Origin of the sequence: Aeromonas sp. 600276 (assembly GCF_049175815.1) — a bacterium.
Lineage (GTDB): Bacteria > Pseudomonadota > Gammaproteobacteria > Enterobacterales > Aeromonadaceae > Aeromonas > Aeromonas dhakensis.
The window spans coordinates 177776-193890 of the sequence record NZ_JAAKVU010000003.1; the positions used below are offsets into that span (position 1 = coordinate 177776).

Here is a 16115-nt window from a genome sequence, read left to right on the forward strand (position 1 = left end):
CCCGACCGGTCACTCATGTGTATTGCCATCGTTCGCCGTCACAGCGGCATCACCCGCGTTGTCAGCCCGGCACCGAGCCGCTGCACCCACACCAGGGTGGTGCGTCCCTGGTGAATGGTGAGCGGCAATTGCCGCTGGGCTGCCCCGACGCCTATACCAGTACTGAGGGTGAGGTTCACGTCGCCCGCCGGCAGCATCCCCTGCCAGCTCGATGCCTGCGCCGGCAGCGTCAACCAGCTGCGGGTGTCAGCCCGCTCCGAGAGGGTATTGAAGATCCCCACCAGAATGTTGCCCACATCGCCCCCTTCCTTGGCCGCGGTGCGCCGCACCTGCTCCTTGGCCACCAGCCGCAGCGCCTGGCGGGTCAGCATGCCGGGCAGCCGCTCCTGCAGATCTTTGGCCGCCAGCGCCTCCAGCCTGACCAGCTCGCTGGTCTGCTCGACCCGCTTGCCCACCGAGACCGTGAGCGGCCCGGTGTCGCTGGCCCGATTATCGTAATAGGGGATGGCGACGGTAAAGGTGCGAAAATCACCGCCGAAGGTGGCAATGGGCAGCGGCAGGAACAGCTCGCGCCGCGCCGGGATCAGCCCATCTTCAAACAGCACCACCAGCTGGCCCTGACTCTTGGCCAGGGGCGGCGCCTTGCGGCCCACCTTTTTCTCGGTCTCACGGATCTCGTCCGCGGCGCCCCGCAGCACAGCCAGGCGCAACAAGGCATCCTGCAGGCTGCGGTTGTCCGGTGCTATCTGGTAGCCACGCTGATAGTCGACCCAGGCATCGTTGAGATCGCCGGCCGCCTCATAGAGCACGCCGGAGAAATAGAAGGTGTAGGCGTTCTGGAAACCGTTCTTGACCCGCCCGATCAGCCGGTCGAGCTCGGGGGCGCCGCGCGACATCAGCTGGCGCATCTCCCCTTCAGTCGCGATATCCGCCTCGGCCTCTTCGCTCTTTTGCTTTGCCTTGCGCACCTCGTCGGCCCGCCGTTTGAGGGCCTGCTCCTGCACCTGGTTGGCGCGGCGCACCTCCACCAGCGCCCCCTCGGCATCTCCGCGCTGCAGGTAGTTGAGAGCCAGATAGTGGTGCAGCATGGTGCGCTCGTAATCGGGCGCACGGTAAACCATGGTCTGGTCATTGGTGAGCAGGCTGCCCGCCTGGGCCAGCCCCTGGCTGACCCGGTACTCGGCCTGATTGTCTTCCCACGCCAGCCGGCTGTCGGCGGCGGCAAAGGCCTGCTTGCTGGCGGCATCCTGACTCGCCAGCCAGGCGATGCGCCCCTGCTCGAGCCGGTCCAGCACATAGGTATCGTCCCCCGGCGTGGAGTCGCGCACCTCGGGCAACGCCTCGGCGGCATGGCCCAGCAGCAGCTGGTTGCGCAGCGGCACCATCTGATCGGAATAGGAGACGAACATGTCTTGCCAGTGGGAGGCGCAGCCCCCCAGCAGGGAACCGGCCAGCAGCAGACCGGCCAGTGGCAGGCGCGGCATCACAGGCTGAGCAGGGGTCCCAGCGGCTGGCCGCCGACCAGATGCAGATGGATGTGGTAGACCTCCTGCCCGCCGTGGCGGTTGCAGTTCATGATGAGGCGATAGCCATCCTCGGCAATGCCCGCCTCGCTTGCCAGCTTGCGGGCCACGGTGAACATCCGGCCCAGCGCCAGCTCGTGATCCGGCTCCACATCGTTGACGGTGGGGATCAGTACGTTGGGGATGATCAGGATATGGGTCTTGGCCTTGGGCTGGATGTCACGAAAGGCGGTCACCAGGTCGTCTTGATAAAGGATGTCGGCGGGGATCTCTTTGCGGATGATTTTGCTGAAAATGGTTTCTTGCGCCATGGATAACTCCTTTATATGAAAAAGAAAATTCAATGCCTGTCTCAAGCGGTTCCAACGCCCGTCATCGAGGCCCGGCAAGTGTGACACAAGCCGACATTTGACACAGCCGTTGTCCCATTCTCTTCAGTTATTGTTAAAAATACCGATAGCCGGAAGACGTCTGCCGACGTTGCTCGCCCACAGTGGTAGCAGGGTATCAAATGGACGGGGTATTCAGGCAAGGGACTTTTGCATATACAGCGGGACAATAATGAAACAAACAATGTCAGACCTCTCCATCTTGCAGAGGGTCTATCTTGGCTTTGCCATCCTGGTGGCCGTGATGGCGGCCACCTCGGTACTCACCTTCCGCAGCCAGAGCGAGCTCAATCAGGCGCTGGATCAGGTTACCCGGCAGACCATGCCGCTGGTGATCGCCAGCAGCCAGACCCAGATCAGCCTGCTCAGCGCCAACAAGTGGCTCACCGACGTGCTGACCGAGCAGGATCTCAAGCAGATCCCGGCCGAAGTGGCCGAGCTGCAGCAGGCCAAGGCGCAGGTCGACAAGACTCTCGCCACCCTTGCCCAACAGGCGGCGGAACACCCGGAGCTGCAGGGGGAGCTCGGCGCGCTCAACCAGCTGGTCAAGGACTACCTGCAACTGACCGACACCCTGCCCACCGAACACCAGGCCCTGCTCAGCCGGCTCTACAAGGTGAATCAGGCCAAGGGCCAGTTCCAGGTCAGCCTGCCCCAGTTCAAGAAGAACCTCGGCGACATGATGATCACCATCGACGACAGCTTCATCAAGATGCTCTCCGAGACCCTGACCACCAAGCTCTCCGCCATTGAACTCTCCACCATGGATGCCCTCAACCAGAGCATCCCCGCCCCCATCGAGGCGGCGCTCAAGCGCAACAAGATGCAGATCGAGGGCTTCAACAGCACCATCAAGGATCTGCAGGGGGAGCTCAAGGAGTTCGACAACAACATGGGCCACTACGTGCACGGCTTCGTGCGCGACACCACCGCCAGCGACGGCGTGCTGGCCCAGTACCTGGCGCTGATGCAGCAGCAGGAGCGGATGCGCGAGCAGAGCAAGCAGGCCAGCAAGCTCATCGTCAACATCCAGAGCAAGCTCGAGCAGATCACCGCCCAGAGCCAGCAGCTGATGAACAACAGCATTCGCGCCTCCGGCAAGGTACAGACCCAGAGCACCCTCACCCAGGGGGTGGCGCTGGTCATCGCCATCACCATCGCCATCCTGGTGGCCTACACCCTCGGCAAAGCCATCCGCCGTCCGCTCAAGGAGCTGCTGCGGGTGCTGACCGAGGTGACCCAGGGCGACATGACCCAGCGCATCGGTTTTCGCAGCAACAACGAATTCGGCCGGCTCGGCAGCCAGGTCAACCTGCTGATCGAGCAGATGGGCGAGGTGCTGAGCCAGCTCTCCCAAGCCTCCAACCAGCTCAACAACGCCGCCCATGACAACCGCCACACCACCGAGTCGGTGCGGGCGGATCTGGAGAAACAGCGCCAGGAGACCGCCTCGGTCGCCGCCGCCATGACCCAGATGGAGGCCTCGGTGCGCGAGGTGGCCCAGGCCGCCAACCAGACCCTGGAGCGGGTGATGGACGTGGAGAAAGCCTCCGAGACCGGCCGCAAGGTGATGGCCGGCAACATCACCACCACCCACCAGCTGGCGGGCAAGCTGCAGCAGACCGGCAAGGTGATTGGCGACGTGAGTGCCATGAGCGGCCAGATCGGCAACATCCTCGACGTCATTCGCGGCATCGCCGAGCAGACCAACCTGCTGGCCCTCAATGCCGCCATCGAAGCGGCCCGGGCCGGCGAGCAGGGACGCGGCTTTGCGGTGGTGGCCGACGAGGTGCGCAGCCTGGCCGGGCGCACCGCCCAGTCCACCAGCGAAATCCAGACCATGATCGAGAACCTGCAGCAGGGGGTCGCCAAGGCGGTCACCGTGATGCAGGAGTGCTCCCGCGAGATGGACAGCTGCATGGATCAGAGCTCCCACGCCAACAACGCCATGGAGGAGGTACAGGGCATAGTGGTGCTCATCAGCGACATGTCGAGCCAGATAGCCTCCGCCGCCGAGCAGCAGCAGGCCACCAGCGCCGACATCGCCACCAACCTCAACCGCATCTCCGACATCTCGGATCTCAACTATCAGGGGATCGAGCGGGTGGCCGAGACCAGCCAGCAGCTCGACTCGCTGGCCGAGCAGCAGGAGAGCCTGGTCAAGCGCTTTAGGCTCAGCGCCTGACGCCCACGCCAACCCCAGCAACGACAAGGCCCCGCAGATGCGGGGCCTTGTTTTTTACTGGCAAGCGGCGCGGGATCAGGCGTAGGCGATGGCGCCCTTGCCCACCCCTTCATAGGCCACGATCTTGACGAACTTGTCGCCCACGATCTTCTTCACTTCGCGGGCGATATAGTGGGCCAGCAGCTCGATGGTGGTGTCGGTGTCGATCATCTCCACCTCCGCCGCCGGCATGGCCAGCTGGAACAGCCCTTGCGGCGCCACATACTTGAAGCCGATGTAGTGTTCGCCAGCCTCTTGCAGGATGGCCTTGGCCTGCTCGCTCAACGCGAGATCGCCGAGGGCCACCCGATCCTCGTCGGTCCCAAGATAGATGTCGGCCCAGCACTCGGCCCAGTTGAGCTCAAGCTCCTGGTCGCGCTCGCCGTCCACGTGGATCTCGATGGGAGAGCGGTGGCCGTGGGCGATGCGCTGGCAGTTGCCGTCGTGCTTCTTGAGGCCGTGGCTGTAGTGGTAGAAGGCGCCGTCGATGGCCTCCTGGCGCAGGGTCAGCGACAGATCCTTGATGTTGCCAGGCAGCCGCTTGGCCAGCACCGCCAGCAGATAGCGGGTGACGGACTCCTTGTCCACCTGAGGGGCCGGAATGAAGGCAAAGCCCTGGCTCGGGCAGCGCAGGTGAATGGAGCGACCCGGGCGCAGCAGATCGACGGTGCTCTCGTCACCGTCCAGCTGGGCTACCTGCACTAGGGGGCACTCGATCGGCACCAGCAGCTTGTGATCCACCTCGTCGTCGATGATCGACTTGATCAGTTTCTTGACCCGGCCGAAGTCCAGCAACATGCTCATCTCGTTGAGCTCGCCGCTCATTTCGATGTCCACCAGCCAGCTCTCCCCCACCATACCGCGGCGTTCGCACAGGTAGCTGGAGTCGATCACGGTCAAATCTTTTACAAATAACTTCATCAGTCAGGCCTTGCTACAGAGAAAGGGCGGTTTGCGCTATTATGACCCGCGATTATCGGCAAAGGAACTGGAACCCCCCATGAACAAATTGCTTATCAAGAATGCCACCCTGGTCAACGAAGGCCGCATCTATGCCTCCGACGTGCTGATCGAGGGGGAACGGATCGCCCGCATCGCCCCGGATATCAGCGCCCCCGATGCAGTGGTGATCGATGCCGCGGGCCGTCACCTCATCCCCGGAATGATCGATGATCAGGTCCATTTCCGGGAGCCGGGGCTGACCCACAAGGGGACCATCGCCAGTGAATCCCGGGCCGCCGTGGCCGGTGGCACCACCAGCTTCATGGAAATGCCCAACGTCAATCCCCAGACCACCACCCTCGACGCCCTCGAAGCCAAATACCAGATAGCCGCCAACTCCTCCGCCGCCAACTACAGCTTCTACCTCGGCGCCACCAACGACAATCTGGAAGAGATCAAGAAGCTCGATCCGAAACAGTCCTGCGGCATCAAGATCTTCATGGGTGCCTCTACCGGCAACATGCTGGTGGACAACCAGGAGACCCTGGCCGCCATCTTCCGCGAAAGCCCGGTGATGATCGTCACCCACTGCGAGGACACCCCCACCATCAAGGTGCTGGAAGACGAAGCCCGCGCCAAGTGGGGCGAGGATGTGCCGATGCGCGAGCACGGCCGCATCCGCAGCGCCGATGCCTGCTACAAATCCTCCAGCCTGGCGGTCTCCCTGGCCAAGCAGTACGGCGCCAAGCTGCACGTGCTGCACCTGACCACGGCGAAAGAGCTGTCGCTCTTCACCGCCACCCCGGATCTGAAGGATCTCAAGGACAAGAACATCACCGCCGAGGTGTGCGTTCACCATCTGTTCTTCAACGAGGCGGACTACGACACCCTGGGCAGCCAGATCAAGTGCAACCCGGCGGTGAAGAGCGCCGCCGACCAGCACGCCCTGCTGGATGCGGTGCGCAATGACGTGCTCGACATCATCGCCACCGACCACGCCCCCCACACCTGGGAAGAGAAGCAGAACAGCTACTTCAAGGCGCCGTCCGGCGTGCCGCTGGTGCAGCACTCCCTGCTGGCCCTGCTGGAGCTCTACCACAACGGGGTATTCTCGCTGGAGACCATCGTCAAGAAAACCTCCCACGCGGTAGCCGAGCGCTTCCAGGTGCAGGATCGCGGCTACATCCGCGAGGGTTACTTCGCCGACCTGGTGCTGCTGGATCTGGGCAAGCCCTACGTGATCAACGACAGCAACCTGCTCTACCTGTGCGGCTGGTCGCCCTTCAACGGCTACCGTTTCCACAGCACGGTGGAGATGACCCTGGTCAACGGCCAGATCGCCTGGCAAAACGGTCAGGTCACCAACGAGGTGCTGGGCAAGCGGCTCACCTTCAACCGCTGATCCCTCTCAATCGGTGCCACCGTCACCGTCACAGGCCGCCCACCCGGGCGGCCTGCTTGTTTTAAGGGGTTCTCAACCCCGCGATGGGCGGTTTTTGGGCAAGTGGCGGCACTTTAAGCGCCGATTGTTCGCAAAGCAGGCGAACGCACCGCCGCCGCGGTTTCCTTGTTGACAGGTCGGGTCCATCTCCATAAACTCAGCCCCCGTCAGCTCAGACTGACTTCGTCGGCGTGTAGCGCAGCCAGGTAGCGCACTGTCATGGGGTGTCAGGGGTCGGAGGTTCAAATCCTCTCACGCCGACCATCATTCCCCGAGAAAGGCCTTGTCAAACGACAAGGCCTTTTTTCTTTCAGGCGCGCCATCGTAGGAAGCGGCCCCCCGATTGTGCCCCCCATGGCTTTGTGCTGTAGTGAAGCCCTCTGCTGCCAACCGGTGATCGAGATGCCCTCTCCCCGTCCCTCTGTGCCCGTCCTGCTGCTGGCCTGCCTCTGCGCCGCCCTGCTGCTCGGCTGTGCCACCCCCTATCACAGCAAGCCCTCGTTCTGGAACGGCCAGACCGGCTTCTCCCAGACCCGGCTCGGGCCGGACAAGTGGCAGCTGGAGTTTGTCGGCAACGATCTGGTGAGCCGGGAAACCGCCCGCAAGTACGTGCTGAAACGGGCGGGCGAAGTGGCACAAGCCGAAGGTTATCAGTGGCTTGAAGTCAATGAGTTGACTCTGCAGCGGGACGCGGTCAGGGTGACGCCCAGTCGCCCCCTGTTCGGGTTCGATGACGACGAGCCAGATCCCTTTCTGGATCAGCGCACCGTGGAGCACCGCATCTCGGCGTTGCTCATCTTCACCCTCACTCGCAGCGCGAAAAACGACCAAACCATGAAAGCCGATTATCTTGCAAACATTAAAATAAGCAGCGATTAATATAGCTAAATTGCAAGATCTATATCACATACAACTAATGACAAGATAAAATTCTGCCACAAGGCGCTGGATTTACCCCCCCGGATTAGGCATGCTGCCAGCACACCGGCTGTCAGGAATCTACGGCTCGGATCACAAAAACGGACTGAAGCGGCACCCTTGCCGCTTGAAACGCTCTGCACTTATCAAAACTGGGACCCACCCCATGAAAATGAACAAATTGACGGTTGCCATCCTCATCGCGATGCTGGTTGGTATCCTGACTGGCCAGGGCTATCGGATGTTTGCCCCTGATCAGGCCGCCGGCTTTGCCAGCGACATCACCCTGTTGACCGATATCTTCCTGCGTCTGATCAAGATGATCATCGCCCCCCTGGTGTTCACCACCCTGGTGGTCGGCATCGCCAAGATGGGCGATACCCGCACCGTGGGCCGCATCGGCGTCAAGACCCTCGGCTGGTTCATGCTGGCCTCCCTGCTGTCGCTGACCCTGGGTCTGGTGATGGTCACCCTGATGCAACCGGGCGTGGGGCTCTCCCTCTCCCTGCCTGACGACACCGCCAGCTCCGGCGTGGTTGCCAGCGCCATCTCTCTCAAGGATTTCGTCACCCACGCCATTCCAAAAAGCGTGATCGAGGCGATGGCCACCAACGAGATCCTGCAGATCGTGGTGTTCTCCCTCTTTTTCGGACTGGCTGCCGCCGCGCTGGGTGATGCCGCCAAACCGGTGGTGATGCTGATGGCCAGCGCCGCCGAGATCATGCTCAAAGTGACCGGCTACGTGATGAACTTCGCCCCGTTCGCGGTGTTTGGTGCAATCGCCGCCATGGTCGCCAAGGAAGGGCTCGGCATCCTTGCCACCTATGGCACCTTCATGGCGCAGTTCTACCTGGCACTGGGTTGCCTCTGGCTGCTGCTGATCGCCATGGGTAGCCTGTTTATCCGCCGCCGCATCGTGACCCTGCTGGCGATGATCCGCGAGCCGATCCTGCTGGCCTTCTCCACCGCCAGCTCCGAAGCTGCCTACCCGAAGACCCTGGATCGTCTGGAGAAGTTCGGTTGTGACAAACGCATCGCCAGCTTCGTGCTGCCGATGGGCTACTCCTTCAACCTGGATGGCTCCATGATGTACTGCACCTTCGCGGTGATGTTTATCGCCCAGGCCTACGGCATCGAGCTCTCCATGGCCCAGCAGATCACCATGCTGCTGCTGCTGATGGTCACCTCCAAGGGGATGGCCGGCGTACCGCGCGCCTCCCTAGTGGTGATTGCCGCCACCCTCAATCAGTTCCACATTCCGGAAGCGGGAATCCTGCTGCTGCTCGGCATCGACCACTTCCTCGACATGGGTCGCTCCGCCACCAACGTGCTAGGCAACGCCATCGCCGCCAGCGTGGTGGCCAAGAGCGAGGACAGCCTGGGTGAAACCGAACCTCTGGGGGAGGTGGACACCGCCAAGGCGTGATCCCCGCATCACCTCCATCAAAACGGCCCGCAGACGCGGGCCGTTTTTTTATGTCTCATGGCGACACGGCAAGGCTCAGCACCAACGCCTCACCCGCCGGCAATAATCGGCATAGCCATCGCCAAAGCGGGCCCGCAGAGCCCGCTCCTCCGGCACTATCTGCCAGCGGCTGAGCCAGCCCCACAGCAGCAGCGGACCGAGCCACACCAGCAGCCCGCCCAGATAACAGGCCAGCGCCATCGTCCAGCAGAGCAGCCCCAGGTACATGGGATTGCGGCTGAGGCGATAGAGCCCGCCCGTTACCAGCGCACTGGCCTGCTCCGGGTGCAGCGGCGTCACCGTGGTACCCTGGCGGCGAAAGCGCAGTACGCCCCCCAAGCCAAACACAGTGCCCAGCACCGCTAGCAACAGAGCGGCCAGCCGCCAACCGGCGCCAGAATTGCTCTCTGCTACGCCCCCCCATCCCAGCATGGCCGCCACGATCAGGCCAAACAGCAGCAGCGGTGGCACTCGACACTCAAGACTCATCATCTATTGACTCCTGGAGGGTGCCACGATCGGCACCTTGCGTTACACTTCCCGACGGGAATAGCGCCCTGGAAAATTGTCAAAGTTCATAACAATAACAATGCCTTGGCTACACTTTATCCCATCTGCGTGAAAACGGCCCCTAGCGGCCGTCATGCACCTCAACCCAAACAATAAAAAAGGAACCACCCCATGCACAAGAAGACACTGCTGGCCACGCTGATCCTGGGCCTGCTGGCCGGTCAGGCTGTCGCGGCCCCTTACCTGCCGCTCGCCAGCGATCATCGCAACGGCGAAGTGCAGACCGCCAGCAATGCCTGGCTGGAAGTCGATCTCGGCGCCTTCGAGCACAACATCCAGACCCTCAAGGATCGCCTCGGTGACAAGGGGCCGAAGATCTGCGCCATCATGAAGGCCGACGCCTACGGTCACGGCATCGACCTGCTGGTGCCCTCGGTGGTCAAGGCCGGCATCCCCTGCATCGGCATCGCCAGCAACGAAGAGGCCCGTGTCGCCCGCGAGAAGGGCTTCACCGGCCGCCTGATGCGGGTACGTGCCGCCACCCCGGCCGAAGTGGAACAGGCCCTGCCCTACAAGATGGAAGAGCTTATCGGCAGCCTGGTGAGTGCCCAGGGCATCGCCGACATCGCCCAGCGCCACCACACCAATATCCCGGTGCACATCGCGCTCAACTCCGCCGGCATGAGCCGCAACGGCATCGATCTGCGCCTGGCTGACTCCAAGGAAGATGCGCTGGCCATGCTCAAGCTCAAGGGGATCACCCCGGTCGGCATCATGACCCACTTCCCGGTGGAGGAGAAAGAGGACGTCAAGATGGGGCTGGCCCAGTTCAAGCTGGACTCCCAGTGGCTGCTGGAAGCGGGCAAGCTGGATCGCAGCAAGATCACCATCCACGCAGCCAACTCCTTCGCCACCCTGGAAGTGCCGGACGCCTACTTCGACATGGTACGCCCGGGCGGCCTGCTGTACGGTGACTCCATCCCCTCCTACACCGAGTACAAGCGGGTGATGGCGTTCAAGACCCAAGTTGCCTCCGTCAACCACTACCCGGCCGGCAACACAGTCGGTTATGACCGCACCTTCACCCTCAAGCGCGACTCCTGGCTCGCCAACCTGCCGCTGGGCTACTCCGACGGCTATCGCCGGGCGCTGAGCAACAAGGCCTATGTGCTGATCCAGGGCCAGAAGGTGCCGGTCGTCGGCAAGACCTCCATGAACACCATCATGGTGGACGTGACTGACCTCAAGGGGGTCAAACCCGGTGACGAGGTGGTGCTGTTTGGCCGCCAGGGTGAAGCCGAGGTGAAACAGGCGGATCTGGAGGAGTACAACGGTGCCCTCTTGGCGGACATGTACACCATCTGGGGCTACACCAACCCCAAGAAGATCAAGCGCTAAGTCACTCTTTGCCATAAAAAAAGGGCTCCCGCGGGAGCCCTTTTGCTTGTTTGCCAATTATGCCGTTTTCTTGCGGGTCACCCAGAGGCTCAGCCCCATGGAGGCCAGCAGGATCAATGCTACAACCCCGAGCGCGATGCCGGTGGGGATCTTGAAGATATCCAGCAGCAGCATCTTGACCCCGATAAACATCAGGATCAGTGCCAGGCCGTATTTGAGCAGGGCGAAGCGCTCGGCCACCCCGGCCAGCAGGAAGTACATGGCACGCAGACCCATGATGGCGAAGATGTTGGAGGTCAGCACGATGAAGGGATCCGTGGTCACCGCGAAGATGGCCGGGATGCTGTCCACCGCGAAGATGAGATCGCTCACCTCCACCAGCACCAAAATAAGCAGCAGCGGCGTGGCGTAGCGCACCCCATCGCGCCAGACGAAGAAGTTCTCCCCCTCCAGGGTCTCGGTCACCTTGAAGCGGCGACGCATCCAGCCCAGTAGCGGGTTGTTGGCCAGATCCGGCTCCTTGTCGGCCGCCCACAGCATCTTGACCCCGGTCAACAGCAGGAAGGCGCCGAACAGGTAGAGGATCCAGTGGAACTGCTCGATGAGCCAGCTGCCGGCGAATACCATGCCGGCCCGCATCACGATGGCACCCAGTACCCCGTACAGCAGCACCCGGCGCTGCAGCTCGGCCGGAATGGCAAAGTAGCCGAACAGCATCAACCAGACGAAGACGTTGTCCACCGCCAGCGCCTTCTCGATGAGGTAGCCGGTGAGGAACTCCAGCCCCTTCTGGTTGGCAATTTCACGGCCGGCGCTGTGATCCAGCCAGAGCCAGATGGCCAGGTTGAAGAGGAGCGCCACGCTGACCCAGATGAGGGACCAGACACCTGCCTCTTTAAGCGACACCTTGTGCGCCTTGCCGCCACCGACAAAGCGGATATCAATCCATAACAGGACCAGCACTATGCTGAAGAAACCGGCCCACATCCACCATTCACCCATTTTAACTTCTCCCAAAAACGACAAAACCCACGGCCGGGAGGCAGTGGGTTCGCGTCTGGAGCAGATACACCTTGCCTCTCGGCAAGGTCTCACTTACAGCCGATTTTCATCGACTGCCCGGCTGCCGGGTGCACTGCAGGATATGGGTGCACCGTAATGACGACAAACCGGCGAGAAGTTACTCCCCTTGTGCGGCGGATAGTAACAGCGGCAAAAGCGAACGCCAAGGGGCATCTTCATCTCTCTCGCAAAAAAAACGGGGCGCCACCTGGGCGCCCCGTTTTTTCGTTGCGACTCATCCATCAGAGCGGATCGGCCTTGAGGCAAGAGACCGCATGGTCAAAGTTGCCCTCAAGCTGGGGCCGGGTCTTGGCGCACTCCGGACCGGCCACCGGGCAGCGGGTACGAAACACGCAGCCTGAGGGCGGATTCATCGGCGATGGCAGCTCCCCTTCCAGGATCTGGATGGTCTTGCTGCGCTCCAGATCCGGATCCGGAATGGGCACCGCCGACATCAGCGCCTTGGTATAGGGGTGCAAGGGGTTGGCGAAGATCTCCTTGCCGGTCCCCAGCTCCACCGCATTGCCCAGATACATCACCAGCACCCGGTCGGAGATATGCTTGACCACCGACAGGTCGTGGGCGATGAAGATGAGCGACAGCCCCATCTCCTTCTGGATGGATTTGAGCAAGTTGACCACCTGGGCCTGGATCGACACATCCAGCGCCGACACCGGCTCGTCACAGATGATCATCTTGGGCTCGAGGATCAGCGCCCGGGCGATGCCGATGCGCTGGCACTGGCCACCGGAGAACTCGTGTGGGTAGCGGTTGACCAGGTTGGGCAAGAGCCCCACCTTGCTCATCATGGCGCGCACCTTCTCTTTCACCTCCTCCTTCGGCAGGGCCGGGTAGAAAGTGATGAGGGGCTCGGCGATGATGTCACCTATGGTCATGCGCGGGTTGAGGGAGGCCAGCGGATCCTGGAAGATCATCTGGATCTCCTTGCGTTTTTCGCGCAGCGCCTTCTGGTCGAGCTTGGTCAGATCGTTGCCAAGCCACACCACCTTGCCGTCGGTGGCCGGCACCAGGCCGATCAGCGCCCGGGCAAAGGTGGACTTGCCGCAACCCGACTCCCCCACCACGCCCAGGGTCTCCCCTTCGTAAAGGCGCAGAGTCACCCCGTCCACCGCCTTCAGGGCGGAGGGTTTGGCCCAGGGCCAGGCCTTGTCACTCTTGATGCTGAAGTGGACCTTGAGGTCGGACACTTCCAGCAGCAGTTTCTTGTCAGTCCCCATTTAGTTCACTCCCTTGATCATGGCATCCGATACCCAGTGGCAGGCCCGCTCCCGGCCGTCGTTGAACGGCGTCAGAACTGGGGATTGCCGGCCGCAAATCTCGCTCACCCGGTGGCAGCGCTCCTGGAAGGGGCAGCCGGTGGGCAGACGCAGCAGGTTGGGCGGATTGCCCGGGATGGTGGGCAGCACTTCCCCTTCGGTATCGAGGCGGGGAATGGCGCGCAGCAAGCCTTCGGTATAGGGGTGGCTCGGGCGATAGAAGATGTCGTTGACCTTGCCGTACTCCATGGTACGGCCGGCGTACATCACCAGCACCTTGTCGCAGATGCCGGCCACCACGCCAAGGTCATGGGTGATCATGATGATGGCGGTGTTGAACTCGCGCTTGAGCTCGTTCATCAGAGTCATGATCTGGGCCTGTACCGTCACGTCCAGCGCCGTGGTCGGTTCATCGGCGATGAGCAGTTGCGGCCGGCACAACAGCGCCATGGCGATCATCACCCGCTGGCGCATGCCGCCGGAGAACTCGTGCGGATACATCCCCATCCGCTTGCGCGCCTCGGGGATCTTCACCGCATCCAGCATGCGCACCGACTCCTCGAACGCCTCGGCCTTGCTGACCCCCTTGTGCAGCATCAGCACTTCCATCAGCTGATCCTTCACCTTCATGTAGGGATTGAGCGAGGTCATGGGGTCCTGGAAGATCATGGCGATCTTCTCGGAGCGGATCTTGTTGAGCTTGTGCTCCGGCAGATTGAGGATCTCGTCGCCCTGAAACTTGGCAGACCCTGTGATGATGCCGTTCTTGGCCAGCAGCCCCATGATGGCGAACGCGGTCTGGGACTTGCCCGAACCGGATTCCCCGACGATACCCAGGGTCTCGCCGGCAGAGAGAGAGAAGTTGAGGTCGTTGACCGCTACCACATTGCCGTCCGGGGTCTTGAACTCGACCCGCAGATCTTTTACATCCAGTAACTTCATAAAAACTCCTTATCGATCTTTCGTGACGTTTTCCTGTCGATCCGATGCGCTGTCCGCCCGATTGAGCCGCACTGTGCGGCCCTTCGGCGCGTTGTTCCAACGCTCTTTCGCCGCTTTCTCAGCGATCCTTCGGATCGAGGGCGTCACGCAGACCATCCCCGAGGAAGTTGAAGCAAAACAGGGTCACCACCATGAAACCGGCGGGGAACAGGAGTTGCCAGATGGCCACTTCCATCGACTTGGAGCCTTCATCCAGCAGGGCGCCCCAGCTGGTCATGGGCTCTTGCACCCCCAGCCCCAGGAAGCTCAGGAAGGATTCGAACATGATCATGCCCGGCACCAGCAGGGTGGCGTAGACCGCCACTATCCCCAGCACGTTAGGCACGATATGACGGGTGATGATCTTCCACTTGGAGACGCCGCAGACGTGAGCCGCCTCGATGAACTCCTTGCTCTTGAGGCTCAGGGTCTGGCCACGGACGATCCGCGCCATGTCGAGCCAGCTCACCGCACCGATGGCGATGAAGATGAGCGCCAGGTTGCGGCCGAAGAAGGTCACCAGCATGATCACGAAGAACATGAAGGGGAAGGCGTTGAGGATCTCCAGTACCCGCATCATCAGGCTGTCGACCCGACCGCCGATGAAACCGGATGCCGCGCCGTACAGGGTGCCGATGATGACGGCCACCATGGCCCCCATGATGCCGACCATCAGCGAGATGCGCCCGCCAAGCAGGGTGCGCACGAACAGATCGCGCCCCAGGCTGTCGGTACCGAACCAGTGGCCGGTCTCCATGTCGGGGCCGGTCTGCATGGCGCCCCAGTCAGGATCGTCAAAGGTGTACTGGGACAGATGGGGCCCCACTATTACCGCCAAGCCGATGATGGAGAGAATGATAAGGCTGGTCAGGGCCGCCTTGTTGCGCAGGAAACGGCGACGGGCATCCTTCCACAGGGAGCGTCCTTCCACCACTTCCACTTTCTGGGCGAACGCCTCGATGGCTTCGCGTTTTTCAGTTGTGACAACCATGATGTACTCCCGGCTTAGTAACGGATCTTGGGATCGATAAAGGCATAGAGAATATCGACCACGGCGTTAAAGGTGATGGTGAGGGCACCGACCAGAATGGTCAGACCGAGCACCATGGAGTAATCACGGTTGAGAGCACCGTTGACGAACAGCTGGCCAATCCCCGGCAGACCGAAGATGGTCTCGATCACCACGGAACCCGTGATGATGCCGACGAAGGCAGGGCCCAAGTAGGAGACCACCGGCAGCATGGCCGGGCGCAGCGCGTGTTTCAGGATGATGTGGCGCAGCGGCAGTCCCTTGGCGCGGGCGGTACGGATGAAGTTGGAGTTCATTGTCTCGATCATGCTGCCCCGCATGATCCGCGAGATGGCGGAGATGTAATACATCATCATGCCGAACACCGGCAGCACCATGAACTGCACGCCACCACCCTGCCAGCCACCGGCCGGGAACCAGCCCAGATGGATACTGAAGAACAGCACCAGCAGGGGCGCCAGCACAAAGCCTGGGATCACCACCCCGGCCATGGCCGACGACATCAACAGGTAGTCGATGACGGTATTCTGTTTGAGGGCGGCAATGGTGCCGAAGGTGACCCCCAGCGTCACCGCAAACAGAAAGGCGAAGGAGCCTATCTTGGCGGAAACCGGCAGTGCCTGGCTCACCAGATCATTGACGGTGAAGTCCTTGTACTTGAAGGAAGGACCGAGATCCCCCTGCACCAGGTTGCCCAGATAGGTGAGATATTGCACCCCGATCGGCTTGTCGAGGCCATATTTGGCTTCGATGTTGGCCATCACTTCGGGTGGCAGGGTGCGTTCGCTGCTGAAGGGGTTACCCGGCGCGAAACGCATCATGAAGAAGGAGACGGTGATCAAGACCAGCAGAGTCGGGATCGCTTCCAGTAGACGTTTAAAAATGAATTTCAACATAGACAATTCCTGTCCTGTACTGCTTCCAAAGGGTCGCGGTTGTAATAAAGGCCCGCCGT

At 61.7% G+C, this 16115-nt stretch carries 14 protein-coding genes and 1 tRNA gene; 6 read left to right on the forward strand and 9 right to left on the reverse strand.

Annotated features, from left to right (window positions below; all coding sequences use genetic code 11):
- Nucleotides 1-38: 38 nt before the first annotated feature.
- The gene (locus G5134_RS04390; protein WP_421231900.1) at nucleotides 39-1484 is read right to left on the reverse strand and encodes a COG3014 family protein; all 1446 of its coding nucleotides are present in this window, start codon (nucleotides 1482-1484) and stop codon (nucleotides 39-41) included.
- Nucleotides 1484-1834 carry a purine nucleoside phosphoramidase gene (hinT, locus tag G5134_RS04395; protein ID WP_010633658.1) on the reverse strand — a complete coding sequence of 117 codons (351 nt, stop codon included), beginning with the start codon at nucleotides 1832-1834 and terminating at the stop codon, nucleotides 1484-1486. Before hinT ends, G5134_RS04390 begins: the two co-directional genes overlap by 1 nt.
- Before the next feature lie 262 nt (nucleotides 1835-2096).
- Here hinT and G5134_RS04400 point away from each other — a divergent pair, with 262 nt between their 5' ends.
- Nucleotides 2097-4097, forward strand: a complete 2001-nt coding sequence (locus G5134_RS04400) for a methyl-accepting chemotaxis protein (protein WP_421231901.1) — start codon at nucleotides 2097-2099, stop codon at nucleotides 4095-4097.
- Between the two features lie 75 nt (nucleotides 4098-4172).
- Here G5134_RS04400 and G5134_RS04405 read toward each other — a convergent pair whose 3' ends face one another.
- On the reverse strand, nucleotides 4173-5057 hold the full coding sequence (locus tag G5134_RS04405; RefSeq protein ID WP_421231902.1) for a 6-carboxytetrahydropterin synthase: 885 nt from the start codon (nucleotides 5055-5057) through the stop codon (nucleotides 4173-4175).
- Nucleotides 5058-5136: 79 nt separating this feature from the next.
- Between G5134_RS04405 and G5134_RS04410 the strand changes: the two genes are divergently transcribed.
- The 4 genes from G5134_RS04410 to G5134_RS04425 all read left to right on the forward strand — a co-directional run bounded on the left by G5134_RS04410 (nucleotide 5137) and on the right by G5134_RS04425 (nucleotide 8863).
- Nucleotides 5137-6480, forward strand: coding sequence for a dihydroorotase (locus G5134_RS04410; RefSeq protein WP_421231903.1), 1344 nt, complete (start codon nucleotides 5137-5139; stop codon nucleotides 6478-6480).
- Between the two features lie 226 nt (nucleotides 6481-6706).
- Nucleotides 6707-6783, forward strand: a tRNA-Pro gene (locus tag G5134_RS04415).
- A 138-nt stretch (nucleotides 6784-6921) separates the two neighbouring features.
- On the forward strand, nucleotides 6922-7398 hold the full coding sequence (locus tag G5134_RS04420; protein ID WP_050598724.1) for a CC0125/CC1285 family lipoprotein: 477 nt from the start codon (nucleotides 6922-6924) through the stop codon (nucleotides 7396-7398).
- Between the two features lie 205 nt (nucleotides 7399-7603).
- Nucleotides 7604-8863, forward strand: a complete 1260-nt coding sequence (locus tag G5134_RS04425) for a dicarboxylate/amino acid:cation symporter (protein WP_421231904.1) — start codon at nucleotides 7604-7606, stop codon at nucleotides 8861-8863.
- 75 nt (nucleotides 8864-8938) lie between these two features.
- On the opposite strand, the gene G5134_RS04430 is transcribed toward G5134_RS04425, so the two are convergent.
- Nucleotides 8939-9394 carry a methyltransferase family protein gene (locus tag G5134_RS04430; protein WP_421231905.1) on the reverse strand — a complete coding sequence of 152 codons (456 nt, stop codon included), beginning with the start codon at nucleotides 9392-9394 and terminating at the stop codon, nucleotides 8939-8941.
- A 189-nt stretch (nucleotides 9395-9583) separates the two neighbouring features.
- Between G5134_RS04430 and alr the strand changes: the two genes are divergently transcribed.
- A complete protein-coding gene (gene alr, locus G5134_RS04435) occupies nucleotides 9584-10810 on the forward strand; it encodes an alanine racemase (protein WP_011706424.1) in 1227 nt (408 codons plus the stop codon).
- A 57-nt stretch (nucleotides 10811-10867) separates the two neighbouring features.
- Here the strand turns inward: alr and G5134_RS04440 are convergent, their stop codons facing one another.
- The 5 genes from G5134_RS04440 to oppB form a co-directional block, all read right to left on the reverse strand.
- On the reverse strand, nucleotides 10868-11812 hold the full coding sequence (locus tag G5134_RS04440; RefSeq protein WP_421231906.1) for a TerC family protein: 945 nt from the start codon (nucleotides 11810-11812) through the stop codon (nucleotides 10868-10870).
- A 302-nt stretch (nucleotides 11813-12114) separates the two neighbouring features.
- Nucleotides 12115-13110 (reverse strand): murein tripeptide/oligopeptide ABC transporter ATP binding protein OppF, encoded by a 996-nt coding sequence (oppF, locus tag G5134_RS04445; protein WP_005302185.1) that lies wholly within the window; start codon nucleotides 13108-13110, stop codon nucleotides 12115-12117.
- The gene (locus G5134_RS04450; protein ID WP_195879238.1) at nucleotides 13111-14091 is read right to left on the reverse strand and encodes an ABC transporter ATP-binding protein; all 981 of its coding nucleotides are present in this window, start codon (nucleotides 14089-14091) and stop codon (nucleotides 13111-13113) included. It abuts the gene before it with no gap.
- A gap of 118 nt (nucleotides 14092-14209) precedes the next feature.
- Nucleotides 14210-15121, reverse strand: coding sequence for an oligopeptide ABC transporter permease OppC (gene oppC / locus G5134_RS04455; protein ID WP_005302192.1), 912 nt, complete (start codon nucleotides 15119-15121; stop codon nucleotides 14210-14212).
- Nucleotides 15122-15135: 14 nt separating this feature from the next.
- Entirely contained in the window at nucleotides 15136-16056 is a 921-nt protein-coding gene (gene oppB, locus G5134_RS04460) for an oligopeptide ABC transporter permease OppB (protein WP_005302198.1), read from the reverse strand.
- Between the last annotated feature and the right edge of the window lie 59 nt (nucleotides 16057-16115).

What these genes read in the sequence shown, in the direction of transcription:
- oppB (WP_005302198.1), bottom strand. Translation starts at nt 16,056, where the DNA reads ATGTTGAAATTCATTTTTAAACGTCTACTGGAAGCGATCCCGACTCTG.
- G5134_RS04450 (WP_195879238.1), bottom strand. Translation starts at nt 14,091, where the DNA reads ATGAAGTTACTGGATGTAAAAGATCTGCGGGTCGAGTTCAAGACCCCG.
- G5134_RS04405 (WP_421231902.1), bottom strand. Translation starts at nt 5,057, where the DNA reads ATGAAGTTATTTGTAAAAGATTTGACCGTGATCGACTCCAGCTACCTG.
- G5134_RS04410 (WP_421231903.1), top strand. Translation starts at nt 5,137, where the DNA reads ATGAACAAATTGCTTATCAAGAATGCCACCCTGGTCAACGAAGGCCGC.
- hinT (WP_010633658.1), bottom strand. Translation starts at nt 1,834, where the DNA reads ATGGCGCAAGAAACCATTTTCAGCAAAATCATCCGCAAAGAGATCCCC.
- G5134_RS04400 (WP_421231901.1), top strand. Translation starts at nt 2,097, where the DNA reads ATGTCAGACCTCTCCATCTTGCAGAGGGTCTATCTTGGCTTTGCCATC.
- G5134_RS04420 (WP_050598724.1), top strand. Translation starts at nt 6,922, where the DNA reads ATGCCCTCTCCCCGTCCCTCTGTGCCCGTCCTGCTGCTGGCCTGCCTC.
- G5134_RS04440 (WP_421231906.1), bottom strand. Translation starts at nt 11,812, where the DNA reads ATGGGTGAATGGTGGATGTGGGCCGGTTTCTTCAGCATAGTGCTGGTC.
- oppC (WP_005302192.1), bottom strand. Translation starts at nt 15,121, where the DNA reads ATGGTTGTCACAACTGAAAAACGCGAAGCCATCGAGGCGTTCGCCCAG.
- alr (WP_011706424.1), top strand. Translation starts at nt 9,584, where the DNA reads ATGCACAAGAAGACACTGCTGGCCACGCTGATCCTGGGCCTGCTGGCC.
- G5134_RS04390 (WP_421231900.1), bottom strand. Translation starts at nt 1,484, where the DNA reads ATGCCGCGCCTGCCACTGGCCGGTCTGCTGCTGGCCGGTTCCCTGCTG.
- G5134_RS04430 (WP_421231905.1), bottom strand. Translation starts at nt 9,394, where the DNA reads ATGATGAGTCTTGAGTGTCGAGTGCCACCGCTGCTGCTGTTTGGCCTG.
- G5134_RS04425 (WP_421231904.1), top strand. Translation starts at nt 7,604, where the DNA reads ATGAAAATGAACAAATTGACGGTTGCCATCCTCATCGCGATGCTGGTT.
- oppF (WP_005302185.1), bottom strand. Translation starts at nt 13,110, where the DNA reads ATGGGGACTGACAAGAAACTGCTGCTGGAAGTGTCCGACCTCAAGGTC.